At 68.2% G+C, this 23,813-nt stretch carries 27 protein-coding genes and 2 tRNA genes; 24 read left to right on the top strand and 5 right to left on the bottom strand.

Annotated features, from left to right (window positions below):
* Nucleotides 1–23 precede the first annotated feature (23 nt).
* Together OHB24_RS06095 and OHB24_RS06090 are read left to right on the top strand one after the other, a co-directional pair.
* On the top strand, nucleotides 24–632 hold the full coding sequence (locus OHB24_RS06095; protein ID WP_327637950.1) for an acyl-CoA-like ligand-binding transcription factor: 609 nt from the start codon (nucleotides 24–26) through the stop codon (nucleotides 630–632).
* A gap of 65 nt (nucleotides 633–697) precedes the next feature.
* Nucleotides 698–2,209, top strand: a complete 1,512-nt coding sequence (locus OHB24_RS06090; protein ID WP_327637949.1) for an FAD-dependent monooxygenase — start codon at nucleotides 698–700, stop codon at nucleotides 2,207–2,209.
* Here OHB24_RS06090 and OHB24_RS06085 read toward each other — a convergent pair.
* Entirely contained in the window at nucleotides 2,176–2,736 is a 561-nt protein-coding gene (locus OHB24_RS06085) for a helix-turn-helix domain-containing protein (protein WP_327641022.1), read from the bottom strand. The two genes, OHB24_RS06090 and OHB24_RS06085, sit on opposite strands and share 34 nt — an antisense overlap.
* Nucleotides 2,737–2,778: 42 nt before the next feature.
* Here OHB24_RS06085 and OHB24_RS06080 point away from each other — a divergent pair, with 42 nt between their 5' ends.
* A complete protein-coding gene (locus OHB24_RS06080) occupies nucleotides 2,779–3,300 on the top strand; it encodes an arsinothricin resistance N-acetyltransferase ArsN1 family B (RefSeq protein WP_327637948.1) in 522 nt (173 codons plus the stop codon).
* On the opposite strand, the gene OHB24_RS06075 is transcribed toward OHB24_RS06080, so the two are convergent.
* On the bottom strand, nucleotides 3,297–3,866 hold the full coding sequence (locus OHB24_RS06075; RefSeq protein ID WP_327637947.1) for a M15 family metallopeptidase: 570 nt from the start codon (nucleotides 3,864–3,866) through the stop codon (nucleotides 3,297–3,299). The genes OHB24_RS06080 and OHB24_RS06075 overlap by 4 nt on opposite strands.
* 121 nt (nucleotides 3,867–3,987) lie before the next feature.
* Here OHB24_RS06075 and OHB24_RS06070 point away from each other — a divergent pair, with 121 nt between their 5' ends.
* Nucleotides 3,988–4,497 (top strand): GNAT family N-acetyltransferase, encoded by a 510-nt coding sequence (locus OHB24_RS06070; RefSeq protein WP_327637946.1) that lies wholly within the window; start codon nucleotides 3,988–3,990, stop codon nucleotides 4,495–4,497.
* 6 nt (nucleotides 4,498–4,503) lie between these two features.
* Here the strand turns inward: OHB24_RS06070 and OHB24_RS06065 are convergent, their stop codons facing one another.
* A complete protein-coding gene (locus OHB24_RS06065) occupies nucleotides 4,504–5,355 on the bottom strand; it encodes a M23 family metallopeptidase (protein ID WP_327637945.1) in 852 nt (283 codons plus the stop codon).
* Nucleotides 5,356–5,763: 408 nt separating this feature from the next.
* Between OHB24_RS06065 and OHB24_RS43265 the strand changes: the two genes are divergently transcribed.
* The 12 genes from OHB24_RS43265 to OHB24_RS06010 all read left to right on the top strand — a co-directional run bounded on the left by OHB24_RS43265 (nucleotide 5,764) and on the right by OHB24_RS06010 (nucleotide 17,736).
* Entirely contained in the window at nucleotides 5,764–5,838 is a 75-nt protein-coding gene (locus OHB24_RS43265) for a putative leader peptide (protein ID WP_355483003.1), read from the top strand.
* Nucleotides 5,839–5,952: 114 nt separating this feature from the next.
* A complete protein-coding gene (locus tag OHB24_RS06060) occupies nucleotides 5,953–6,846 on the top strand; it encodes an amino acid ABC transporter permease (protein WP_327637944.1) in 894 nt (297 codons plus the stop codon).
* Nucleotides 6,843–7,595: an amino acid ABC transporter ATP-binding protein gene (locus OHB24_RS06055; protein ID WP_327637943.1), complete on the top strand. Its 753-nt coding sequence runs from the start codon at nucleotides 6,843–6,845 to the stop codon at nucleotides 7,593–7,595. Before OHB24_RS06060 ends, OHB24_RS06055 begins: the two co-directional genes overlap by 4 nt.
* The gene (locus OHB24_RS06050) at nucleotides 7,595–8,527 is read left to right on the top strand and encodes an ABC transporter substrate-binding protein (protein ID WP_327637942.1); all 933 of its coding nucleotides are present in this window, start codon (nucleotides 7,595–7,597) and stop codon (nucleotides 8,525–8,527) included. The genes OHB24_RS06055 and OHB24_RS06050 overlap by 1 nt, the downstream gene beginning before the upstream one ends.
* A gap of 9 nt (nucleotides 8,528–8,536) precedes the next feature.
* On the top strand, nucleotides 8,537–9,493 hold the full coding sequence (locus OHB24_RS06045) for an ABC transporter substrate-binding protein (RefSeq protein WP_327637941.1): 957 nt from the start codon (nucleotides 8,537–8,539) through the stop codon (nucleotides 9,491–9,493).
* 9 nt (nucleotides 9,494–9,502) lie between these two features.
* Nucleotides 9,503–10,558, top strand: a complete 1,056-nt coding sequence (gene ssuE, locus OHB24_RS06040; RefSeq protein WP_327637940.1) for an NADPH-dependent FMN reductase — start codon at nucleotides 9,503–9,505, stop codon at nucleotides 10,556–10,558.
* Nucleotides 10,555–11,634: an LLM class flavin-dependent oxidoreductase gene (locus OHB24_RS06035; RefSeq protein ID WP_327637939.1), complete on the top strand. Its 1,080-nt coding sequence runs from the start codon at nucleotides 10,555–10,557 to the stop codon at nucleotides 11,632–11,634. The genes ssuE and OHB24_RS06035 overlap by 4 nt, the downstream gene beginning before the upstream one ends.
* Nucleotides 11,631–12,947, top strand: coding sequence for an NtaA/DmoA family FMN-dependent monooxygenase (locus OHB24_RS06030; RefSeq protein WP_327637938.1), 1,317 nt, complete (start codon nucleotides 11,631–11,633; stop codon nucleotides 12,945–12,947). Before OHB24_RS06035 ends, OHB24_RS06030 begins: the two co-directional genes overlap by 4 nt.
* The gene (locus OHB24_RS06025; protein WP_327637937.1) at nucleotides 12,944–14,833 is read left to right on the top strand and encodes an FAD/NAD(P)-binding protein; all 1,890 of its coding nucleotides are present in this window, start codon (nucleotides 12,944–12,946) and stop codon (nucleotides 14,831–14,833) included. Before OHB24_RS06030 ends, OHB24_RS06025 begins: the two co-directional genes overlap by 4 nt.
* Nucleotides 14,823–15,923 carry an LLM class flavin-dependent oxidoreductase gene (locus OHB24_RS06020; protein WP_327637936.1) on the top strand — a complete coding sequence of 367 codons (1,101 nt, stop codon included), beginning with the start codon at nucleotides 14,823–14,825 and terminating at the stop codon, nucleotides 15,921–15,923. The genes OHB24_RS06025 and OHB24_RS06020 overlap by 11 nt, the downstream gene beginning before the upstream one ends.
* Entirely contained in the window at nucleotides 15,920–16,696 is a 777-nt protein-coding gene (locus tag OHB24_RS06015; RefSeq protein WP_327637935.1) for a DUF1684 domain-containing protein, read from the top strand. Before OHB24_RS06020 ends, OHB24_RS06015 begins: the two co-directional genes overlap by 4 nt.
* Nucleotides 16,693–17,736, top strand: coding sequence for an LLM class flavin-dependent oxidoreductase (locus OHB24_RS06010; protein ID WP_327637934.1), 1,044 nt, complete (start codon nucleotides 16,693–16,695; stop codon nucleotides 17,734–17,736). The genes OHB24_RS06015 and OHB24_RS06010 overlap by 4 nt, the downstream gene beginning before the upstream one ends.
* 7 nt (nucleotides 17,737–17,743) lie before the next feature.
* On the opposite strand, the gene OHB24_RS06005 is transcribed toward OHB24_RS06010, so the two are convergent.
* Nucleotides 17,744–18,376 (bottom strand): DUF899 family protein, encoded by a 633-nt coding sequence (locus tag OHB24_RS06005; RefSeq protein ID WP_327637933.1) that lies wholly within the window; start codon nucleotides 18,374–18,376, stop codon nucleotides 17,744–17,746.
* 121 nt (nucleotides 18,377–18,497) lie between these two features.
* Between OHB24_RS06005 and OHB24_RS06000 the strand changes: the two genes are divergently transcribed.
* The 4 genes from OHB24_RS06000 to rpmG all read left to right on the top strand — a co-directional run bounded on the left by OHB24_RS06000 (nucleotide 18,498) and on the right by rpmG (nucleotide 19,988).
* Nucleotides 18,498–19,439, top strand: coding sequence for an NAD-dependent epimerase/dehydratase family protein (locus tag OHB24_RS06000; RefSeq protein WP_327637932.1), 942 nt, complete (start codon nucleotides 18,498–18,500; stop codon nucleotides 19,437–19,439).
* Nucleotides 19,440–19,562: 123 nt separating this feature from the next.
* Nucleotides 19,563–19,635, top strand: a tRNA-Thr gene (locus OHB24_RS05995).
* A gap of 44 nt (nucleotides 19,636–19,679) precedes the next feature.
* Nucleotides 19,680–19,753: transfer RNA gene (locus OHB24_RS05990), tRNA-Met, on the top strand.
* A 67-nt stretch (nucleotides 19,754–19,820) separates the two neighbouring features.
* On the top strand, nucleotides 19,821–19,988 hold the full coding sequence (gene rpmG / locus OHB24_RS05985) for a 50S ribosomal protein L33 (protein WP_130384703.1): 168 nt from the start codon (nucleotides 19,821–19,823) through the stop codon (nucleotides 19,986–19,988).
* A gap of 57 nt (nucleotides 19,989–20,045) precedes the next feature.
* Here rpmG and OHB24_RS05980 read toward each other — a convergent pair whose 3' ends face one another.
* Complete coding sequence (locus tag OHB24_RS05980) at nucleotides 20,046–20,792, bottom strand: (2Fe-2S)-binding protein (RefSeq protein ID WP_327637931.1); 747 nt, start codon at nucleotides 20,790–20,792, stop codon at nucleotides 20,046–20,048.
* A gap of 73 nt (nucleotides 20,793–20,865) precedes the next feature.
* Here OHB24_RS05980 and OHB24_RS05975 point away from each other — a divergent pair, with 73 nt between their 5' ends.
* The 4 genes from OHB24_RS05975 to OHB24_RS05960 all read left to right on the top strand — a co-directional run bounded on the left by OHB24_RS05975 (nucleotide 20,866) and on the right by OHB24_RS05960 (nucleotide 23,685).
* The gene (locus OHB24_RS05975) at nucleotides 20,866–21,288 is read left to right on the top strand and encodes an FAS1-like dehydratase domain-containing protein (RefSeq protein ID WP_327637930.1); all 423 of its coding nucleotides are present in this window, start codon (nucleotides 20,866–20,868) and stop codon (nucleotides 21,286–21,288) included.
* Nucleotides 21,285–21,686, top strand: coding sequence for a MaoC family dehydratase (locus OHB24_RS05970; RefSeq protein ID WP_327637929.1), 402 nt, complete (start codon nucleotides 21,285–21,287; stop codon nucleotides 21,684–21,686). Before OHB24_RS05975 ends, OHB24_RS05970 begins: the two co-directional genes overlap by 4 nt.
* A complete protein-coding gene (locus OHB24_RS05965) occupies nucleotides 21,683–22,708 on the top strand; it encodes a UDP-N-acetylmuramate dehydrogenase (RefSeq protein WP_327637928.1) in 1,026 nt (341 codons plus the stop codon). The genes OHB24_RS05970 and OHB24_RS05965 overlap by 4 nt, the downstream gene beginning before the upstream one ends.
* A gap of 104 nt (nucleotides 22,709–22,812) precedes the next feature.
* A complete protein-coding gene (locus OHB24_RS05960) occupies nucleotides 22,813–23,685 on the top strand; it encodes a type IV toxin-antitoxin system AbiEi family antitoxin domain-containing protein (RefSeq protein ID WP_327637927.1) in 873 nt (290 codons plus the stop codon).
* The last annotated feature ends 128 nt before the right edge of the window (nucleotides 23,686–23,813 follow it).

Raw genomic sequence — 23,813 nt, 5'->3', positions numbered from 1 at the left:
GCAAGTTCTGTTACCGTCGAGACATGGCCGATGGGTTGCGGGAGCGGAAGAAGCAGGAGACGCGGATCGCGTTGAGCTGGGCGGCCGTCCGGCTCGCCGTCGAGCGCGGGTACGGCAACGTACGGATCGAGGACATCGCCGAGGAGGCCGGCGTCTCGCTGCGGACGTTCCGCAACTACTTCGACAGCAAGGCCGACGCGATCGCCGCGCGCGAGGTGGATCGCAGCCTGCGGATCGCCGAGGAGCTCCGGGCCCGGCCCGCCGAGGAGCCGTTGTGGGTCGCTGTCCGGGTGGCCATCGAGAAGCACTTCGCCCTCGGCGAAGAAGGTCATGGCAGCCGGCGGCCGCCGGACGAGCAGTGGCTCACCGGCATCCGGCTGATGATGAGCGAGCCGGCTCTGCAGGGCGCGGTCGCGCGCGCCTACGCCCGGGTCGGTGAGGAACTGGCGGCTGCGGTCGCCGACCGGACCGGGACTTCCGGCATGTATCCGCGGCTGGTCGCCGAGGTGATCGGCGCGACCCGCGCGGTCGTGATGGCGGAGTGGCTGCGGGCCGATCCGCCGCGCTCGATCGCCGACCTGTTGTCATCGGCGCTCGACCAGGTCGAAGCCGGCCTGCCCATCCCCGAATAGCAGCCCTAGAACAGACCCCGGTGAGTCGCCGGGGCGGTCAGTCACGCCCAAAGTGGAGGGACCTCATGGACGCAGAAGTTGTCATCGCCGGGGCCGGACCGAACGGCCTCATGCTCGCCAGCGAACTCCGGTTGGCCGGGGTCCGGCCGATCGTGCTGGAGAAACTCCCGGAGCGCAGCACGGTGCCGCGCGCCAACGGCCTGGTCGGCCAGGTCGTCAGAATGCTCGACCGGCGCGGACTCTACGAGCGGTTGAGCGGTACGCCGGGTGCGCCGCAGCCGGCTCCTGGATTCGTGTTCGGCGCCATGCCGTTGCCGCTCGACGTACTCGAGGAGAACCCCGTCTATCTGCTGCAGGTTCCGCAGGTACGTATCGAGGAGGTGCTGCAGGAGCGTGCGCTGGAGCTCGGCGTCGAGATCCGGCGCGGTCACGAGTTGACCGGGTTCACGCAGGACGCGGACGGCGTCACGGTGTCGTTGTCCGGGCCGGACGGGGCGTACCAGTTGCGAGCCGGTTATCTGGTCGGCGCCGACGGCGGGCACAGCCCGACGCGGAAACTGGCCGGAATCGACTTTCCCGGCGTCACCAACGACTCGATGGTCTCCCGGACCGGAAGCGCCGCGGTGCCGCCCGAGTACATCGAGGACGGACTGCTGAAGATCCCGGGGTACGGCGTCGTGCCGCCGTTCCTGCACCAGCGGACGGAACGTGGGCTGTTCGTCTGGGCGCCGTTTCCGAATCGGCTGCCCGCGATCAGCACGGGCGAGTGGGACACGCCGCCGGACGGCGAGGTGACCTTCCAGGAGTTGCAGGAGAGCGCCGATCGAGTACTCGGCGTCCACCTGCCGTTGGTCGAGCCAACGGGTGAGGGTGTGCGGCAGCTTCGGCGGGTGGTCGGCGGGAACAGCCGGCTGGCGTCGAGTTTCCGTTCCGGACGGGTGTTGCTGGTCGGCGACGCCGCGCATGTGCACTCCGCGATCGGCGGGCCGGGGCTGAATCTCGGGCTGCAGGATGCGGTCAACCTCGGGTGGAAGCTGGCGGCCGAGGTGCAGGGCTGGGCATCGCCGGGTCTGCTCGACACGTACGAGTCCGAGCGCCGGCCGGTGGGGGAGCGGGTCGTGATGCACACCCAGGCGCAGTCCGCGTTGATCGCACCAGGTGCTCAGGTGACGGCGTTGCGGGAACTGTTCGGCGAGTTTCTGACCGATCCGCGGAACGTGCAGCGAGTTGCGGAACTGATTTCCGGCGCGGACATCAAGTACCACGAAGGTTCGCATCCCCTGGTAGGCCGCTGGGCGCCGGATCTGACGATCGGCTCACAGCGATTGACCGAGCTGCTGCGATCCGCCCGCCCGCTTCTCGTCGACCTCACCCCCGACGGCTCGTTCGCCGACCTCGTATCGGATCCCATCCAGGTGGTCACCGGCCGCCACGAGACTCCGATCGCCATGCTGATCAGGCCGGACGGCTATGTCGCCTGGGCCGCCGAGCACGACGGCACCGCGGAACGGGAACGTCTGCGTGACGCTGTAGCGCAGTGGTTTCAGCCACGCCCCTTGACCAGCGCGACCAGGTAGCGGCATGCCGACGTACCCGGATTGTGGAAGGTCGTCGGCAAAGGCGGGCCGAGTTGCAGGCAGTCGCCGGAGTGCAGTTCGTGAACCTGTGACCCTTCGTGAAAGCGAAGCCGTCCGTCGAGGATCCACAACTGCTGGTACTTGAAGATGTAGGCGTCGGCCGGGTACGAGACCGACGCCCCCGGAGGCAGCTCCACCTCCACCAGTTCCAGTGGCCCGTCGGTCACCGGGGACACCGCGCGCCGGCGGTACCCGGTGGCCGGGTCGGTCCAGACCGGCTGGTCGTCCGCCCGCCGGAGCAGGTCACCCGTGTTCTCCGCACGGGCGACCAGTTCCGACAACGTCATGCCGAGCGCACCGGACAGCTTCCCCAGCAGTACGGCGGTGGGCTGCGCCTCGCCCCGCTCGATCTTCCCGATCATCGCGCGCGAAACCCCCGACCGCTCGGCGAGCGCGTTCACGGACAGGTCCTGCGCAACCCGCGCCTGCTGCACGGTCGCGGCCAGGGATCGAGACAGATCATCCATCACGCTTGCCACTATAGCGGCAGTTGTGGCTACTATCGTGTCATGGTTCAGGTCAGAGATGCTTCGGCCACCGACGCCGAAGCCTGCGCGGCCATCTACGCGCCCTATGTCACCGGTACCGCGATCACGTTCGAGCTCGATCCGCCGACGGTCGAGGAGATGGCCGAGCGGATCGCCAAGGCGCAGTCCACCCACGCGTGGCTGGTCCTCGAAGCCGACGGCCAGGTCGTCGGGTACGCGTACGGCGGCCCGATGAAGCCGCGCGCGGCGTACCGCTGGTCGTGCGAGGTCAGCGTCTATGTTGCCCCCAGCCACCATCGCACCGGCGCAGGCCGAACTCTCTACAACGCACTGTTCGACCGCCTGTCAGAACGCGGTTTCCGCACCGCCATCGCAGGCATGACCCTCCCCAACCCTGCCAGCGAAGGTCTTCACAAGTCTCTCGGTTTCGACCCGATCGGCACCTACCGGAACATCGGCTGGAAACTCGATGCCTGGCACGACGTCGCCTGGTCCCAACGCCCCCTCGCCAAACTCCCCGATCCTCCCGAAGAACCCCGCTAACCTCGCGGGTCGGTCATGGGCGGGCAGGTTCCGCCAGGGGTGGTGACCAGTTCGAAGTGCCAGATCTCGTTGGAGAGGGTTTGGCACAGGCCGTAGCGGTTGCCGTGGCGGATCAGCCAGTAGTCGGCGTCGGTGGGGCCGATGTCGACGGCGTGGCCGGTGACGTGGTGCGATTCGTCCGGGTCGGCGACGTACTCCTTGGCCTTCTTCTTGCTGCCGTACTTGCGGATCGCCTTCTCCATCAGCTCTTCCTGGTACTTCTTGCTGCGCCAGCCCGTCGTGACCTGCAGCTTGATCCCGTCGGCCTTCATCGCGGTCTCGGCCTTCTGGACGGCCTCGCGGAGGGCGGGATCGAGCTTCGTGACACCGGGCAGGCTGGTGTTGTGCGCCGAGGTGTGGTCGGGCAGTACGCCGTCCGCCGCGCCGGGCGTTCTGCCCTGGGCCGAGTCGTCCTGCGCGGAAACCGCTGTACACGAGGTCAGCGCGAGACTGATGACGGCGGCAACGATCGCCAGGCGGCCGGGTACGGCGGGCCGACGATCGCGCCTCAGGTGATGTGTCAGCATGCCGACAGTTCAGCTGGGGCGATGTTGCGGCAGCGTCTGCGATTTCCGATATGTTTTCGATACCGGCGCCGGAACCTGACCCCGCAGACAGTTGGCCCGCACGGCGGGCGAGGATGGGGCGGTGAGTGACGACCGCCGATCAGGCGACCAGCAGGTGACGGTACGACGTGCCGTCGAGGAGGACGACGCGGCGCTGCTCGCGATCGAGCGGAGCGCGTGGGACGCGTCGTCGGGATTCCCGTCGTACCTGGAAACCCTGCAGGACACGTTCTTCAGCCGGAGCGGGCCGGAGGCGCATCTCGTCGCCGAGCACGAGGGCGCCGTGGTCGGGTACTTGCGCCTGCAGGACAAGTATCCGTTCCCCGAGGGCTCCGGCGTACTGTCGATCAACGGCCTCGCGGTCGCCCACGAGGCACGCCGCCTGGGCGTCGCTTCCGCCCTCATGGACGCCGCCACCGCCGAGGGCCGCCTCCGCGGCGCGCGCAAGATCAGCCTGCACGTCCACAGCACCAACACAGCCGCCCAGCGCCTCTACGAACGCCACGGCTACGTCCTGGAAGGCACCCACCCCAACGAGTTCCTCATCGAGGGCAACCACATAGCCGCCCTCGACATGGCCAAGACCTTGTAGGAGGTCTTACGGGTTGAGGCCGTGGTCGCGGAGCCAGGGCTCGGGGTCGATGGGGGAGCCGCCGCCGGGGAGGACCTCGAAGTGGACGTGGGGGCCGGTGGTGTTGCCGGTCATGCCGATGCGGCCGACCATCGTGCCGGCCTCGACCGAGTCGCCGACGGAGACGTCGAACTCGGACATGTGGCTGTACGACGTGACGGTGCCGTCGGCGTGCCGTACCTTCACCTGGCGGCCGTAGGCGCCTTCGAAGTCGGCCTGGATAACCTCACCGGCCATCACCGAGCGGACCGGCGTACCCATCGGGGCCGCGAAGTCGAGACCGGTGTGGTTGTGCGCCCAGCGGCCGCCGGCCTGGTTGAAGCGGGCGGTCAGGTGGTAGCCGGTGGTCGGCAGCACGATCTCCGGGGCCGCAGCCGCCTTGATCGCCGCGGCCTTGGCGAGGGCGTCCTTCTTCGCTTCGGCGAGGGCCTTGGCGTTCGCCGCAGCCTTCTTCGCTGCGGCCGCCTTCGCAGCAGCGAGCGCAAGCGACCGGCGCTGTGTCAGGGTCGCGTTCGCGGCCAGTCGCGCGGCCCGCTGTTTCGCGGCGGTCTCAGCCGCTGCCTTCCGGGTCGCGGCGAGCGACAGGTCGATCCGGGACGCGTCCCGGGACCCGAGGTCGCGCCGGTCGATCCGGGCGGCGGTCAGAGCCTCGGCCTGCGAGGGGTTCAGGCCGGTGCTTCCGGATGCGTTGGCCGGACCGGTCGCGGACGAGCTGAGTCCGACGGTCGTGGTGCCGGCCGCGGCGGCCAATGCGGCGGTCAGGCCGATCAGCTGGGTACGGCGGGTTGCGTTGCGGCGGGAGGAGCGGTGCTTTGCCACCCGGCGCGAAGCAGCCGGGCGGCTGGACGCCTGCCGGTCTGATTGCGGCGCGTCTTGGTGAGTGGGCACGAGAGGCCTTCCAGGGAGGGGTATCCGCCGTTGAGGGGGTACGGCGACTGAATGACCATAACGAGGAGGTCACGGTCCTCTCAAACACGGATTGCGAAAAGATCAACGAAATCGAACACGCTCGGTGAGGGCTTCCTGCCGTCCGGTGCATGCTCAGGCGTGAACCGGCTGGGCAAGAAAGTCGCCGCTGCCGTGACGCGGATCACCCCGCGATTGGCGCTGAGCAGCCCCTGTGGGCCGGTATAAGGCGTCCATATATTGAGAGCTTTGTCGACCGACTTACTAATCTTTCAACCGCGTCCCATACTGAAATGACACGACCGACGAGAGGGGACGGGAATGACGCGCAAGCCGCCGTACTACCGCCTCCACATCGATCTTCTTCGGGTCTCCAGCGCCCTCTGTCTGCGCTGACCTGAGTCTCCTCACGTCCTCTTGAGGGCGTCCGCTTCCGGACGCCTGCTGCCCGCTGCTGCCCTCCGCCGTCGCAGGGCCCGCGAAGCCTGCCCACCGCCAGGGAGTGTCATCGTGTCCACCACTTCAGTCACGTCTGCGTCCGGTACGACCGGGCCGCCGCCGACCGCAGTACCACTCGAAGCCGATCTGACCGTCGTCGCCCGGCGGCATCCGTGGCGCTGGGTCGGCGTCGGGGTCGTTCTCGTCCTGCTCGCGATGTTCGTGCACGGGCTCGCTACCAATCCGGGCTGGGACTGGCCGACGTTCTTCCAGTTCTTCGCCACCCGGACCGTGTTCTCGGCGCTCTGGGTGACCGTGCAGCTGACGGTGTACGGCACGGTGCTCGGGTTCGTGCTCGGCGCCGTCCTCGCGTCGATGCGATTGTCCGGCAGCCCGTTCCTGCAAGTAGTTGCCTGGGGCTACATCTGGGCGTTCCGCTCGATCCCGTTGATCGTGCAGCTGCTGTTCTGGTTCAACATCGCGTACCTGTACCAGGAACTCAGCCTGGGCATCCCGTTCGGCCCGGAGTTCGTGCACTTCAGTACGAACAACCTGTTCGGTCCGCTCGGAGCCGCCGTACTGGGGCTGGCGCTGCATCAGGCGGCGTACGCCGCGGAAATCATCCGCGGTGGAATCATTTCCGTCGACGCCGGCCAGACCGAGGCCGCCGCCGCACTGGGGATACCGAAACGGCGGCAGTTCTTCCGGATCGTGCTGCCGCAGGCGATGCGCTCGATCCTGCCGAACGGCGCGAACGAGGTGATCAGCCTCTTCAAGGGCACCTCGATCGTCTCGGTGATGGCGATCCCGGAGCTCTTCTACCAGGTGCAGGTGATCTACGGCCGGAACAGCCGCGTCGTACCGCTGCTGATGGTCGCCACGGTCTGGTACATCGTCCTGACCACGCTGCTGTCGATCGTGCAGTACTACGTGGAACGCCGCTTCGCGCGAGGTACGACGCGATGATCGACGTGAAGGGTGTGCACAAGAGCTTCGGCGATCTCGAAGTACTGAAGGGGATCGACCTCGAGGTCCAGGCCGGCGCGGTCACCGTGATCCTCGGCCCGTCGGGATCGGGGAAGTCGACGCTGCTGCGGTCGATCAACCATCTGGAGAAGGTGGATCGCGGGCTGATCCGGATCGACGGCGAGCTGATCGGGTACAAGCGCCGCGGCGACAAGCTGCACGAGCTGCGGGAACGCGACATCCTCCGGCAGCGGTCGCAGGTCGGGTTCGTGTTCCAGAACTTCAACCTGTTCGGGCATCTCACCGCGCTGGAGAACGTCGTCGAGGCGCCGGTGTCGGCGCAGCGCCGCAAGCGCAGCGAGGTCGAGCCGTTCGCGCGGGAGCTGCTGGAGCGCGTCGGCGTCGGCGAGAAGGCGGACGCCTACCCGCGGCAGCTGTCCGGCGGTCAGCAGCAACGCGTCGCGATCGCCCGCGCGCTGGCGCTGAAACCGAAGGTCCTGCTGTTCGACGAGCCGACCAGCGCGCTGGACCCCGAGCTCGTCGGCGAGGTCCTCGACGTGATCAAGGAACTCGCCCGCGACGGCTCCACGATGGTCGTCGTCACCCACGAGATCGGCTTCGCCCGGGAGATCGCCGACACGGTGGTCTTCATCGACGACGGCCGGATCGTCGAGTCCGGCCCACCGCGCGAAGTGCTCGACAACCCCGTCCACGAACGCACGCGTGCGTTCATCTCGAAGGTGCTGTGATGAAACGACTTCTTGTCCTCTCCCTTGCCCTGCTCACGCTGGCCGGTTGTGGTGCGCAGGCCACCGCTGCCTCGGACACCGGGGTCAACACCTCTGCCGAGCAGAACCGGGTCACCACCGCTCGCAACGATGCCGCTGCCGCGTTGCTGCCGGCGAAGATCCGGGACCGCGGCACGTTGGTCGTCGGCGCCGGTTTCGGCAGCGGCAGCGTGCCGCTCGGCTTCTACGCCGACGACAACAAGACGCCGATCGGGCTGGAGGTGGACATCGCGTACCTGGTCGCGGAGGCGCTCGGGCTGAAGCCCGAGGTCCAGGTCACCAGCTGGGAGAACCTGTTCGTCGGCCTCGACTCGGCCAAGTACGACGTGGGCTTCTCGAACATCACCGTCACGGAGAAGCGCAAGCAGAAGTACGACTTCGCGACGTACCGCAAGGACGACATCGCCTTCGAGGCGAAGAAGGGCGGGACCTGGCGGGTCACCAGCGGCAAGGACATCGCCGGGAAAACGATTGCGGTCGGGTCGGGGACGAACCAGGAGAAGATCCTCGTCGACTGGAACGAGGCGAACGTCAAGGCCGGGTTGCCGGCGGCAACCATCAAGTACTTCCAGAAGAACACCGACACGTACCTGGCGCTGAGCTCCGGCCGCATCGACGGGTACTTCGGTCCGAACCCGTCGATCGCGTACCACGTGAAGACCTCCGGCGACACCGAGACGATCGGCAAGTTCTCCGGCGCCGGACTGACGTTGCAGGGCCTGATCGCAGCCACCACGAAGAAGGACAGCGGCCTGGTGCAGGCCTATCAGGCGGCGATCGACGGCGTGATCGCGGACGGCAGCTACGCCAAGGTCCTCGAGCGCTGGAACGTGTCGACCGAGGCGGTCGGCAAGTCCGAGATCAACCCGCCCGGCCTACCCCTGACGAGCTGAGGACAACTGATGAGAAAACGTTGGAGCTTGGTGCTCGGGGTGGTTCTGCTGGCTGCGGCTGCTTGTGCGGATCCACAAACCGAACCCGCAGCCAACAGCGGGGACACGTCGGCGGTGGCGTTCGACACCTCGGCCGACCAGAAGCACATCACGTCGGCGAAGGTGGACAGCATCGCGGCCGAACTGCCGGCCTCGGTGCGCGAGTCCGGGAAGCTGGTGATCGGGAACGGCTCGGCCGGTGGTGGTCTGCCGCCGCTCGGGTTCACGGCGGACGACAACAAGACGCCGATCGGCGTCGAGATCGACGTCGCCTACCTGGTCGCGAGCGTCCTCGGGCTGACCGCGGAGATCGACACGACCAGCTGGGAGAACCTGTTCCTCGGGCTGGACTCCGGGAAATACCAGGTCGGAATCTCCAACATCGGAGTTTCCGAGCTGCGCAAGGAGAAGTACGACTTCGCGACGTACCGGCTCGGGCTGCACGCCTTCGAGGCGAAGCTGGGGTCGGGGCTGAAGATCAGCGGCCCGGCGGACATCTCCGGAAAGAACGTCGCGGTCGGTTCCGGAACGCTGCAGGAAGCGATCCTGGTCGACTGGAACAAGCAGAACGTCGCGGCCGGGCGGAAACCCGCGAACCTCAAGTACTACCAGCAGGCGGCGGACACCTACCTCGCGCTGCAGTCCGGCCGGATCGACGTGTACCTCGGCCCGAACCCGAACGCGTCGTACCACGTCGCGACCCAGCACAAGACCGAGATCGTCGGCACCGTTTCGTCCAGCTATCCCGTGCAGGGCCTGGTCGGGATCACGACCAAGAAGGGCAACGGCCTCGTCAAGCCGCTCGCGGACGCGCTGAACGCGGCGATCGCCGACGGCAGCTACGCGAAGGTGCTGGCCAAGTGGGGCCTGCAGGACGAGGCCGTCCCGAAGTCCTTGATCAATCCGCCCGGTCTGCCGAAGAAATAGGAGAACTCAATGGCGACCATTGCAACGATCTCCAGCAGCCCCTCGGTTCCGTCGCGGACCGATGCGGTTCTCGACTATGTCACCAAGCGCCTGATCAGCCACGGCCACACCGTCACGCCGATCGTGTTGCGCGATCTTCCGGCCGAACCGTTGCTACGCGGTCAAGCCGACGATCCAGCGATTTCCGCCGCGGCCTCGGTGCTCGAGAACGCGGATGCGGTCGTGGTCACGACGCCGGTCTACAAGGCGGCGTACTCCGGGTTGCTGAAGGTGTTCCTGGACCTGCTGCCGCAGTACGCGTTGAAGGGCAAGACAGTGTTGCCGTTGGCAACGGGTGGTACGCCGGCGCATGTGCTGGTGATCGACTACGCGCTCCGCCCGGTGCTCACCAGCCTCGGCGCCGGCGCGATCGGGCAGGGATGGTTCGTCCTGTCGTCGCAGGTTCAGCTGTATGACGGCGGCGGGCTGCTGCTCGATCCGGTGGCATCGGTCCCGCTGTATCAGGTGACGGAGGCGTTCCTCGCGACCGTCGAAGGCGAGCAGCCGGTGGAGAGCGCGCCGGTGCAGCTCGCCGCGGTGGAGGCGGTGCGGGCGCGTCCGGAGGATCCCGAGGCGGCGCCGTTGCTGGCGGATCTGGTCGTCGAGTACAGCACGCGGTACGGGCGGACGAACGAGAACACGCAGCTGACCGAAGTACCGCCGTCTGACTTTCACGCCGAGCGCGGCGGCGCGTTCGTGCTGCTGCGGCACGGCGGCCAGACGGTTGCCGGCGGCGCGATCCGTCGGTACGACGACGAGACCGCCGAGGTGAAGCGGATGTGGACGTCGCATCTGCATCGCCGACAGGGGTTGGGGCGTCGCGTGCTTGCCGAACTGGAAGCGGCGGCGGTCGATCTCGGGTATCGGCGGCTGTATCTGACGACGGGTCCGCGGCAGCCGGAGGCGGCCGGGTTGTATCTGTCGGTCGGGTTCGAGCCGCAGTTCGACACCGAGGTGGATCCCGAATCGATCGGTCCGCTGCCGTTCAGGAAGGACCTCCCGGTGGCGTTGAAGGTGGCGTCATGAGCCGCGGGTTGATCACGGCGATCGAGATCGACGGGGCGGGCGGGGATCCCGGGGCGTGGCGTGGTCCGGAGGTTGATCCGCGGGCGATTCTGACCGGTGAGCTCGCCGTACGCGCGGCGCAGCGGGCGGAGGCGGCGGGTGTCGACCTCGTGACGTTCGCGGATGCGCTCGAGGCGCCGGACGACGTACCCGATCGGGTGAGCGTCCGGCTGGATGCCCTCGGGCTGGCCGCGCGGGTCGCGCCGGTGACGCAACGCATCGGGTTGCTGCCGACGATCACCGTCACGCACACGGAGCCGTTCCACGTGCAGGCATCGGTTGCGACGCTCGACCACATCTCGGGTGGCCGCGCCGGGTGGATCGCGGACGTGTCGACATCGGCCGAGGCGGCTGCGGTGATCGGACGGCGCGAGCCGGCGCCGGCCGCCGAGACGTGGCGCGAGGCGCGGTACGTCGTCGACGCCGGGCGTCGCCTGTGGGACTCGTGGGAGGACGACGCGATCATCCGCGACGTTGCCACCGGGCGGTTCGTCGACCGGGAGAAGCTGCACTACGTCGACCTCGAGACGCCGACTTTCAGTGTCAAAGGTCCGTCGATCGTCCCGCGGCCGCCGCAGGGGCATCCGATCACCGCGATCCGGGTCACCACCCCGGAGGCACTGGAGGCGGCGGGTGATGCGGAACTGGTGTTTCTGCCGAATTCCGGCGACCTGTCGAAACAGGTGCTGGAGCTGCGGGAAAACGCTGGTCGCAGTGTGACGCTCGACGGTCGGAGTGTGACGTTGACGTTGGACCAGGCGGTCGGGCCGCTGGTTCTCGTGTCCGCCGAGGTGCGGCCGCACGTCGATGGTGTCGAGCGGCTCCTCGACCTGATCGAGGGATGGGCTGCGGCGGGCGTCGACGGCGTACAGCTTCGGCCGGCATCGCTCGAGCTCGACGTCCCGGTGATCGCGGAGCAGTTGCTGCCGGTGCTGCGGGAACGCGGCTTGGTCGGGTCCGGGGAGCGGGGCGGGAGTTTGCGCGGGCGGCTCGGGTTGCGGCGACCGGTGAACAGGTACGCGAGGAGTGTGCGATGACCAAGCAGATCCATCTTGCCGCGCACTTTCCGGGAGTCAACAACACGACCGTCTGGTCGGACCCCGCGGCCGGGTCGCAGATCGATTTCGGATCGTTCCGGAAACTCGCGGAAACCGCGGAACGCGGGACGTTCGACTTCTTCTTCCTGGCCGAGGGGCTGCGGCTGCGGGAAGTGAAGGGACAGATCCACGACCTGGACGTCGTCGGCCGGCCCGAGTCGCTGACCGTGCTCAGCGCGCTGGCCGCGGTCACGACGCACCTCGGTCTGGCCGCGACCGTCAACTCGACCTTCAACGAGCCGTACGAACTGGCGAAGCGACTCTCCACCCTCGACCACGTCTCCAACGGCCGCGCGGCCTGGAACGTCGTGACGTCCTGGGACGCGTTCACCGGCGAGAACTTCCGCCGCGGCGGGTACCTCGACAAGGGCGACCGGTACGTCCGGGCGCAGGAATCGCTGCGGATCGTGCGGAAACTCTGGGACTCCTGGAACGGTGACGAACTCGTCCTGGACCAGGCGGCGGGTGCGTTCGCCCGCGAAGGCGCTGGGGCCTTCGCGGACGAGGGCGCGCACTTCACCCTCCGCGGGCGGTTCGGTCTGCCGCCGTCGCCGCAAGGCCGGCCGGTGATCATCCAGGCCGGCGACAGCGACGAGGGGCGCGAGTTCGCGGCGTCGAGCGCGGACGTGATCTTCAGCCGGCACGGGACGTTCGAGGGCGGGCAGACCTTCTACAAGGACGTGAAGGCGCGGCTGGCGAAGTACGGGCGGACCGATGATTCGCTGAAGATCATGCCCGCGGTGACGGTCGTCGTCGCGGACACGGACGCCGACGCGATCGAGAAAGCGGCGTACATCCGGGAGCAGCAGGTGTCCGGTCCGACCGCGTTGGTGCTGGCCGAACTGCTGTGGGGACGCGACCTCTCGGCGTACGACCCGGACGGTCCGCTGCCGGCCGAGGACCCGGTCGTCGGCTCGTCGGTGACGCAGGGGCGGGTCGGGTACAACGATCCGTTTCCGATCGTTTCCGAATGGCGGGCGCAGGCGGAGGCGAACGGCTGGTCGCTGCGGCAGACCGTCATCAACCAGCAGAACCGGCAGACGTTCGTCGGGTCACCCACCACGGTCGCGGAAGCCGTCAACCGGCACGTTCAGGAAAACGCTGCAGACGGTTTCGTACTCGTTCCGCACCTCACCCCGTCCGGCCTCGACGACTTCGTCGACCGAGTCGTCCCACTGCTCCGCGAACGCGGCGTTTTCCGCTCGGAATACGCCGGCACAACCCTCCGCGACCACCTCGGACTCCAGCCATGACCGTCGCCGATCTGCATCCGTGGAAGGAGCCGGTGGCGACGGTGGTGTTCGTGGGGGGTGGGCCGCGGACCGCCGGGCTGCTGGAACGGTTCGCGGCCAGTGCCGACGAATTGATCGGTGGTCGCCGGGTCGAGATCCACGTGGTGGATCCGTTTCCGGCCGGTGGCGGGCGGATCTGGCGGCGCGAGCAGTCGCGGCTGCTGTGGATGAACTCGATGACGTCCGACGTCACGATCTTCACCGACGAGTCGGTCGAGTGCGAGGGACCGGTCGTGCCGGGCCCGGACCTCGCCACTTGGGTCGCCGGGGAGGGTGCGGTGATCCTCGAGAAAGCCGGGCTCGAACCTCCCGGCCCGATGGACTTCCCACCGCGTCTGGTGCAGGCGGAGTACCTGGCGTGGGTGTGGGAGCGCGTCGTCCGCGATCTCCCCGCGACCGTCATCACCCATCCGGAGCGAGCTGTCGAGCTCACTGCGGACCAGCGGGTGATCCTCGGGTCGGGGCGGGAGATCGCGGCCGACGCGGTGGTTCTCGCGCTCGGCTACCTGGATCGGTTGCCCACGGCATCGGAATCGGCGTGGGCGGCGCAGGCTGCGGACGCCGGGCTGACCTACATCCCGCCGGGGTACACCGCCGATGTCGACTTGGACGGATTGTGGCCGCAGGCGCCGGTGATCGTCCGCGGATTCGGGCAGGCGTTCGTCGACCTGATGGTGCTGCTCACCGAGGGCCGCGGCGGCTGGTACGACGAGTGCGACGGCCTGCTCAGCTACCACCCCTCCGGCGACGAGCCGATCCTGTACGTCGGTTCCCGCCGCGGCGTTCCGTACCACTCGAAGCTCGGCTACACCGTCCCGGGGACGAAGCCGGTCCCGACGCGCTACCTGACGAAGGAGGCGTTGGGCGAAGGCGTTCTCGACTTCGATCGTGACGTGGCGCCGTTGATCGAGAAAGAGCTGGCTTACGCCCACTATCAGCGGCTCTTCGCAGCCCATCCCGAACGAACCCGGTGGTCGTGGGATCGGTTCGCCGAGGCGCTCGACGCCTGGTCGCCTGGATCCGATGCGGAGTTCGAGGTTGCCGTTGGCGCTGCTGTGCCGGATGCTGCCGACCGGTTCGTCCGGCACGAGGTGGATCGGCCGTTGGCCGGGCGGTTCTTCGAGGATCGGGAAGGGCTCGAGCGGTTTCTCACCGAGCTGATCGAGAACGATCTGCTCCGGCGCGCGGATCCGGCGTACTCGGCGGATCTGGCGGTGTTCAACGCGCTGCTGAGCATCTACAGCGTGTTGTCGCGGGCGATCACCGACGGCCAGTTGTCGGACGAGGACCGCGTGCGACGGGTGGAGACCGAATGGCACGGGTTCTTCTCGTTCGTGGCGAGCGGACCGCCGCCGCGGCGGCTGGAGGAACTGCTCGCGCTGCACCGGGCCGGCATTGTCCGGTTCGCCGGTCCGGATCTTGAGGTTGGTATCGACAACGATCAGTTCGTTGCCACGAGCCCTGCTGTGACCGGGGAGATTCGGACTCGGGCGTTCGTTGAGGCCCGGCTGCCGCGCCCCGACGTACTTGCGACCGCCGATCCGTTGCTGCGTGGCCTCCTGGACTCGGGCGCGCTGGCGGCGGACGAACTGTTCGCGGCCGACGGAACGAGTCTCGGCGGCGGTCAACTCAAGGCGGACTCGCGGTGCCGCGCGATCCGTTCCGACGGGTCCACGCAAGAAACGCTGTTTCTGCTCGGGCCGTCCGTTTCCGGATCGGCCGGCTCGTCCGGTTTCTCCCGGCCGCATTTCAACGGTCCCGGCTTCCGGCAGAACGACGCCGTCGCCAGGGACCTGCTCAAGCTGCTCGCACCCACCGTACGGAAGGAAGAACGCCATGCCAGTTGAGTTCCTCGGCATCGCCGGAACCAACCCGGCCAGCGAGGTGACGCCGCGAACAGGCGGCCCGCTGGACCTGGAATACACGAGCAAACTCGCGCGCGCCCACGAGGACAACGGCTGGGACCGCATCCTGTTCGCCTACCACTCGGGCTCTCCCGACCCGGCCCAGGTCGCGGCGTACGTCGCCGGCCGCACCGAGCGGATCAACCTCGTCGTCGCCCACCGGCCGAATGTCGCCTCTCCGACGCTGACCGCGAAAACGTTTGCGACTTTGGACCACCTGAGCGGCGGCCGGTTCGAGGTGCACGTGATCACGGGCGGGTCGACCGCGGACCAGGCCGCGGAGGGTGACTTCCTGGCGAAGGACGACCGGTACGGACGGACGGCCGAGTTCATCCAGATCCTCAAGCAGGCATGGACCTCGGACACCCGGTTCGACTTCGACGGAAAGCACTACCGGTTCGAGCAGTTCCTCGCCGATATCAAGCCGGTCCAGCAGCCGCGGCCACGGATCTCGTTCGGCGGCTCGTCCGCGGCGGCGTACGAGGTCGGTGCGGCCGAGGCGGACATCTTCGCGCTCTGGGGCGAGCCGCTGGCCGGGACCCGGGAGCAGCTCGCGACCATCGACGCCGCCGCGGCGCGCGTCGGCCGGACGGACCGGCCGACGATCCAGATCGCGTTCCGGCCGATTCTGGCGCCGACCGAGGAACTGGCCTGGGAGAAGGCGGAACGCATTCTCGGCCGGATCAAGGACGTACAGGCCGGCGGCGTTCCGGCGAGCACCCGGCTGCGGTCGAAGGCGCCGGAAAACGCTGGATCGCAGCGGTTGCTGAAGGCAGTCGCGGCCGGTGAGCGGCACGACCGCGCGCTCTGGACGGCGCCGACCGGTCTCACCGGTGGCGGCGGAAACTCCACCGCACTGGTCGGAACGCCGGAAACAGTAGCTGCCGCGCTGCTCGACTACTACGACCTCGGGATCCGGATCTTCTCCGCCCGCGGCTACGACATCTACGACGACGCGATCGACTTCGGCCGGTACGTGATCCCGCTGGTCCGCTCCGAGGTAGCCCACCGCGAACAAAGGAAAGCGTCATGACGGTCGTTTCCGATCTTGAGCAGGACTGGCAGACCTGGCACGCGGCGCGGGAACGCGACCTGGACACCGACTACGGCTGGCTGTCGGTCGTCGCCTTCAACTGGTTGTCGGCCACGCCGACCTCGATCGACGGGCTGGCCGGCAAGTGGTGGGCGGACGAGCAGGCTCACGTCACGGCCTCCGGGGAACTGACGGCGGGCGGAGAACCAGTACACGGAACGGTTTCCGCCAGCGTTCCGGAAGCCGGCTCGCTCAGCTGGCTGCTGCACGGAAACCGGCTGGCGGAACTCGTGCTCCGCGGCGGCCGGTACGCCGTCCGGCAACGGGACCCGGGCGCGGCGACGCGGCGGGGCTTCCAGGGCGTACCGACGTACCCGATCGACGACGCCTGGACGGTCACCGGGTACTTCAGTCCGTACGCGAAGGTGCAGCGGGTGGAGGTGTCGACCGCGCGCGACGACCTGCGTCAGCACATCACCGCGGTCGGCACAGTCCACGTGGCGTTGGGTAGTACGGCGTACGAGCTGGTCGCGACCGCTGCGAGTGACAGCCGGCTCAACCTCTCGTTCCACGACAAGACGAACGGTGAAGAGACAGCGCCCTGGCGGACCGTGACGACCGGACCGGTGCAGCAGGACGGGTCGGTGCGGATCGACTTCAACCGGACCATCAACCTGCCGTTCGCGTTCACCGCGTACGGGACCTGCCCGGCGCCCGTGCCCGGTAACCGCCTCGGGCTGCCGGTGACCGCAGGCGAGAAGAAGCTGCGATGAAGTTCTGTACGTACACGCTGATCGACAACTCGCCGGACCCGATCAGCGGCGTGCAGCTCACGCCGTCCGAGCGGTTCCGGCGCGTCGTCCAGCAGGCGCAGTGGGCGGAGGAGCTGGGCTTCGACGGGTACGGCGTGGGGGAGCGGCACGCGCAACGGTTCATCTCGTCGTCGCCGCCGGTCGTGCTGTCCTACATCGCGGCGGTGACGTCGCGGATCCGGCTGCTGACCACGGTGACGGTGCTGTCGCTGCTGGATCCGGTACGGGTGGCGGAGGACTACGCGACGCTCGACCAGCTGTCGGGCGGACGGCTGGACATCATCATCGGGAAGGGCAACGACCCGGACCAGAACGCGCTGTTCGGGTACGAGCTGGACGGGCAGTGGGAGCGGAACCGGGAGAAGTACGAGCTGCTCCGGCGACTGCTGCGGGAAACCGGAGTTTCCTGGTCGGGTCGTTATCGCCCGGCGCTGACGGACGCGACCACGCAGCCGCGGCCGTACCGGCCGGACGGCATCCCGCTGTGGCACGGGTCGGCGTCGTCAACGGAGTCCACCGAGCTGGCGGCGCGCTGGGGTGACCCGTTGTTCTCGGCGAACGGATTCCATCCGCTGGAGAAGTACGCCGGGCTCATCCGGCACTACCGGGAGCGCTGGGAGGCGTACGGGCGGGACCCGGCGGCGGCTGTGGTGGGCGCCGGGTTCAACGGGCTGTACGTGAAGAAAACGTCGCAGGAGGCGGTCGAGGGGTACCGGCCGATCTTCGACGCGTTCATGGACTCGCCGGGCGCCCGGCACAACCAGTTGCCGTTCCGGACGCTCGAGGAATTCCTCGTCGGCGGATCGGTGCTGGTCGGGTCGCCGGAACAGGTCATCGACAAGTTCGGCCGCTACCAGGAAGCGTTCGGGCACGAGCTTTCCGGCATCTCACTCGAGGTCGCAGGACTCCCGGAGGAGGAGAACCGGGAGTCCGTCGAGACCTTCGTCACGGAGGTCATGCCGGCCCTGCGCGCGTCGTACCCGAGCCGCGTCTGGACCTAGGACATCACTAGCCGTACGTCGGTTTCTGCGGCCAACCTGCCGGGGAGTCCTCCCATTCCTGCTGGCGGCCGTACGCGGCGAGGTCGGAGACGCTGGTGCTGAAGAGCAGTCGGTCGACGCCGCGCTGGCCGGTCGTGTAGGTACGGAAAACGTTGTCGCCATCGCGCAGGAACATGCTCAGCAGGAAGCCGCCGCCGACGCCGCAGTCGGCGGAAAACGTCGTACCGGCCGAGGACGCGAACGGGATGTGCTCCCAGCCCATCTCCTTCCAGTACCCGGCCATCTGCTCGATCGGCATGTCGGAAACGGTCGCCCAGGCCACGTCGTTTCCGGCCAGGCCGGCGAGGTTGGCGACGTTCTTGGTGAAGTACGTGCAGCCGCCGCAGAACGCGTCCGGACCGGCGTCCATGAACTGGTACAGCGCGAGCTGGCGGTGCTCACCGAACAGCTCCAGCAGCGTGACCGGCCCATCGGCCGCCGTGAACGTGTACTCGCCGAACCGCACCATCGGCAGCCGTCGCCGCTGGGCCGCGATCCGGTCCATCTCCCGCGTGACCCGCTTCTCCGCGACCAGTAGCTCGGCGCGTGCCCGCGCCCACTCGTCGACCGGCACCACCGGAGGCATTGCTGTCTCGGACATTCGTGCTCCTTTCCTAGGTTCTGCCAGTACGACGGAGCCGTCCGGAGGTTCTCGACACCCGATGTCTGCCGATCGCAGACGAGTCTCGTCCCAAGGCGTCCGGGCCGGTAGGACTGTGTTCATGCGAATCGCGATCCTAGGAGGAACCCAGTTCATCGGCCGGGCCGTCGTCGAGCGGCTGGCCGCCGAGGAGCACACGCTGCTTGTGGTGCACCGCGGCGACCATGAGCCCGACGATCTGGTGCCGGTCGAGCACGCGCACGTCGACCGCCATGACGGGACGGCGCTGGCTGCCGCGCTGAAACCGTTCGATCCCGACGCGCTCGTCGACATCTCGGGCATGAACGCGGCGGCCGCCGACGCGGCCCTCAGCGCGGTCGGACCGTCCGTGAAGCTCGTCGCCATCTCCAGCGGCGACGTCTACCGCGCGTACGACGGTCTGCACTCGGACCGTACGACCGACGCGCTGCCGCTGACCGAGGAATCACCGCTGCGCGACCGGCGCTTCGTCGACGGGCCGAACAACGAGAACCTGGAGGTGGAGGAGCGGTATCTCCCGCGGGGCGCGACCGTGCTGCGGCTCGGGGCGGTGTACGGCGAGCACGACTATCAGCGGCGCTTCGAGTTCGTCCTGCGGCGAGTCCGGGCCGGGCGGCGCCGAATCCCGGTCGGTTCCGGGCAGTTCCTCTTCAGCCGGGTGTACGTCGGCGACGTCGCAGCCGCAGTGTCCTTGGCGCTGGGTGCCGACCACCCCGGTGCGTTCAACGTGGTGGAGCCGTCGACCGCGCCGTACCGTCTGTTCGCCGAACAGATCCTGGCGGCGGCGGGGATCGAGGACGCGGAGCTGGTGCGGGTGCGGGACGACCTGCTGCCGTCGGACCTGTCGCTCACGGGGGCGATCGACCAGCACCTGCTGATGGACCCGTGGAAGGCGCGCACGGTACTCGGCTGGGCTCCGGTGGATCCGGCCGAGACGCTCCGCGCGTCGGTTCGGTGGCATCTCGCGCATCCGCCGACGGACGCTTCGGCCGACTTCTCCGAGGACGACGCCGTACTGGGCTGAAAATGGTCAAGAGCACTCCGCCGGACCCGGTATGATTTCCGGGACGGACTGAGGGGCCTGCAAGGTGCGGCCGGCTCGATTTCACATCGGGGCGGCGGACCGTGTAATCTCTCTCCTCGGCCCGCCCCTTTAGCTCAGTCGGCAGAGCGTCTCCATGGTAAGGAGAAGGTCTACGGTTCGATTCCGTAAAGGGGCTCTGAGAACGGCATCCCACCTCCGGGTGGGATGACGAACTCACCCGGCGGGGTAGCTCAGGTGGTTAGAGCACACGGCTCATAATCGTGGTGTCGCGGGTTCGACTCCCGCCCCCGCTACCTGGCAAGGCAGTATCTCGAGAGTGCGATCACCTCAGTTGCGCACTCCTGAACAGAAGAGGCAGCAGTGGCCAAGTCAACCGACATTCGCCCGAAGATCACCCTGGCGTGCACGGTCTGCAAGGAGCGGAACTACATCACCAAGAAGAACCGGCGGAACGACCCGGATCGTCTTGAGCTGAAGAAGTACTGCCACCGGTGCAACGACCACACGGACCACCGCGAGACCCGCTGACCTCAGGTCTTTCGCAAGGGCCGCTTCGGACTACCGAAGCGGCCCTTTGCTGTTCCCTCAGACGGTGAGAATCGGGCGGCCGCCCTCGTAGGCGGTGAGACGCTCGTCACGAGGCGTGAGGCAGCAGGAGCCGCAGAGCGTGCCGTTGCCGACTTCGCTCGTGTAATACAGACAGCACGTGTTCCGCAGGTAGACGAGCTTCCCGGCCGCTAGCTCCACCTCGCCGAGGCGCGCGAGCCCGCCCGGCGCCTTCGCGGTGAACGTCTGCCACCGCTCGAGCAGGTACGCCGGCTCCACCGTGACGGCCTCGCGCGTTGCGGCGCAGAATCCCATCGCGACGCCTGCCGCAACACCGCCGTACACCTGCCGCAGCCCGGCCCGCGTCCGTCGGTGCAGCTCCTCGGCGAGTGGAAGCAGATGCTGTCGCAGCACCACGTCGTACAGCGTCTCGAGCCCGCCGGGGAGGAAGTCGGCGGAGCGTACGGCGACCGCCGCGATGCCGTGCCCGTCGTGCGGCCGGACCCACAGGTTGTGCGGGCGGACGTCGAGGACGCGGCCCTCCAGCGCCCAGAGCAGGAGCGCGGCCGCGGGCGCACGGCCGGCGTAGAACGACATCATGCTGAGCGCGTTCGCATGCGCCGTACGGTGACAACTGGCCTCGTCGTCCCGCTTCAGCAGCTCGGTGAGTTCGGGGCTGCCGGGCTCGAGGATCCGGTCCACCCGCAGCCACTCGGAGCCCTCCGGCTCGCCGATCTCCAGCCGGTACCGAGGCGCGTACTTCGCCAGCGCCGCCACAGCCGTCACGTTCAACCTTCTCCGTCCGGAATCCATAGGCGGCGGAAACCCGGACCACAGTCTGCCAGTAGGGTTAGCGGACATGACGATCGACGCCACGATGGTCGGCCGGAGTTACACGGCCGCCGAGTCCTACCAGGTGGGCCGGGAGAAGATCCGGGAGTTCGCCGACGCGATCGGCGACCGTAACCCGGCGTACCGAGGCGATGACGCGATCGCGCCGCCGACGTTCGCGTTCATGGTCGGCAGCCGCGCGCTCGAGGAGCTGCTGAACGACGAGGAGCTCGGCCTGCGGCTGGACCGGATTGTGCACGGCGCGCAGAAGTTCAGCTACACCCGTCCGATCAAGGCCGGCGACGCCATCGCCGCGACCGCCACCATCACCACCGTGCGCAAGGCCGGTCCCGTCGAGGTGATCATGTACGAGACCACCCTGACCACCGTCGACGGCGAGCCGATCGCCACGGCGACGTCGACCCTCTCGCACAACCGGGCGGACGCATGATTGAGGTAGGCACCGAGCTGCCGGCGCTGACCGTCACGCTGCGGCGCGAGGACCTGGTCCGGTACGCCGGGGCCAGCGGGGACTTCAACCCGATCCACTGGAACGACCGGATGGCCGCGGCGCTCGGCCTGCCCGGTGTGATCGCGCACGGGATGCTCACGATGGCGTCCGCGGTACGTGTCGTCACGGACTGGCTCGACGATCCGGCCGACCTGGTGGAGTACGGCGTACGGTTCACCAAGCCGGTCGTCGTACCGGATGACGACAAGGGCGCGAGCGTGACGTTCACGGCCAAGGTCGACAAGGTCACCGACGGGCTCGCCGAGATCGACATCACGGCGCTCGCCGGCGAGGAGAAGGTGCTCGGGCGGGCCAGGGCGGTCGTGCGGGTCCGGTGAGTACGCACGTGTCGCTGGCCGACTACACCACGCTGCGGATCGGTGGGTTGGCCGACAAGTTCGTCGAGGTCGGTACCGAGGAAGATCTGATCACTGCGGTCCGGGACGCCGACGCGTCCGGGGAGCCGGTGCTTCTGCTCTCGGGCGGAAGCAATGTGGTGATCGGGGACGACGGGTTCCGCGGGACCGTGGTGAAGATCGCGACGTCCGGGATTCGCGTCGACGCGGACATGTGCTCCGGGGCGATGGTGCACATCGCGGCCGGGGAGGACTGGGACGGCGTCGTACAGCGCGCGATCGCGGAGGAGTGGAGCGGGCTCGAGTCGATGTCCGGCATCCCCGGGCTCGCCGGGTCGACGCCCGTGCAGAACGTCGGGGCGTACGGTCACGAGGTCGCGGAGACGGTCGCGTCCGTGCGGGTGTGGGATCGCGTCGTCGGCAAGGTCGAGACGATCTTCGCGGGGGACTGCGGGTTCAGTTACCGGAACTCGCGGTTCAAGGCCGACCCGTCGCGGTACGTCGTACTCGAGGTCACCTTCCAGTTGACGCTGGGCGATCTGTCGGCGCCGGTCGGGTACGCCGAACTTGCCCGGGTGCTCGACGTCGAGCCGGGTTCGCGCGCGCCGATGGCCGAAGTACGGGAAGCCGTCCTCGGCCTGCGCCGCAGCAAAGGCATGGTCCTCGACCCCGCCGACCACGACACCTGGAGCGCAGGCTCCTTCTTCACCAACCCCATCCTCGACACCCCCGCCGAGGTCCCCGCCGGCGCTCCCCAGTGGCCGCAACCCGACGGCCGCGTCAAAACCAGCGCCGCCTGGCTGATCGAACACGCAGGCGTCTCCAAGGGCTTCACCATCGGCAACGCCGCCGTCTCCACCAAACACACCCTGGCCCTCACCAACCGAGGCCAAGCCACCGCCAAGGAACTCCTGACCCTGGCCACTCACGTCCGCACCCAGGTCCAGCAATCCTTCAGTATCACCTTGGTCAACGAACCTGTGCTGGTGAACTGCACCCTGTAAGCCGGGGTGTGTACCGACAACGGGTACTAGCGCCTGTTCCGGCTGAAGTAGGTACCTGTGGACAACTTCGGTCGGGAATCTGCGCGAGCGTGCAGGATTCTTCGATGGAGTCTGTCGTGGAGGTTCTCGCCAAGCAGGGCGGCTGGGCCACGTCCGCCGAGTTGGTACGGGCGACCTCCCGGCGAGCGCTAGCGGCGGCTGTCGAGCGCGGTGATGTCGAGCGGCTGACCCGCGGGATCTACGGGTTGCCGGGCCTCGCGCCCGACCTGATGGCTGCCATCGCGCACGACGGCGTGCTTTCGCATACGAGTGCTGCGTCGGGCTGGCGGCTGCCACTGCTGGCCGCGCCCGCCAAGCCGCACATCACGCTACCGGCGAACCGCAACGCCAAGCCTGGTCCGCCGGCCGTCCTGCACTGGGCGAGCCTGCCGACGGCCGACCGCCTCGCGCGCCGAACCTCCCTGCTGCGAACGGTCCTGGACTGTGCACGCATCCTCCCGTTCGGCGAGAGCCTGGCGGTCGCCGACGCGGCGCTGGCGTCCGCCCGCATCACTCAGGACGAACTGGTGGCGAGCGCCCTGGCGATGTCCGGTTTCGGCCGGCCGAACGCCCTGCGCGTCGCGTTCGCGGCGTCCAGGCTTGCGGAGAGCTTCCTCGAGTCGATGCTGAGGAGTCTCTTCGTGGTTGCCGGAATCGCCGGGTTCGAACCACAGGTGTGGGTGGAAACCGGGGAGTTCCGGGTCCGGGTGGACCTGGGGCATCGCATCGCTCGGCTCGCCGTCGAGGCCGAGGGGTACGAGTTCCACGGTTCGCCGGCGAAGTTCGCTGCCGACTGTCGCCGCTACGACGATCTCGTCGCCGCCGGTTGGCTGGTCCTGCGGTTCACCTATCAGCAGGTGATCGGAGATCCGCAATGGGTGGTAGCGACGGTAGCCAGTGCGCTCGCTGGCCGGGTCGGCGTGCAGAACAACGGGTAGTGGTCGTGCGCGCGCCGGGCCGCGCAGGCGTGTGCCGATGCCCGGGTGCCCGGTTTGAGGAACCACTTCCCGTTCTTCGGTACGGGCGGACGTTCGGTGCCGCAGGTCCTTGAAAAAGATTTGCGTTG

Source organism: Kribbella sp. NBC_00482 (assembly GCF_036013725.1).
Taxonomy (GTDB): Bacteria; Actinomycetota; Actinomycetes; order Propionibacteriales; family Kribbellaceae; genus Kribbella.
This window is presented reverse-complemented; position numbering and strand designations above follow the sequence as displayed.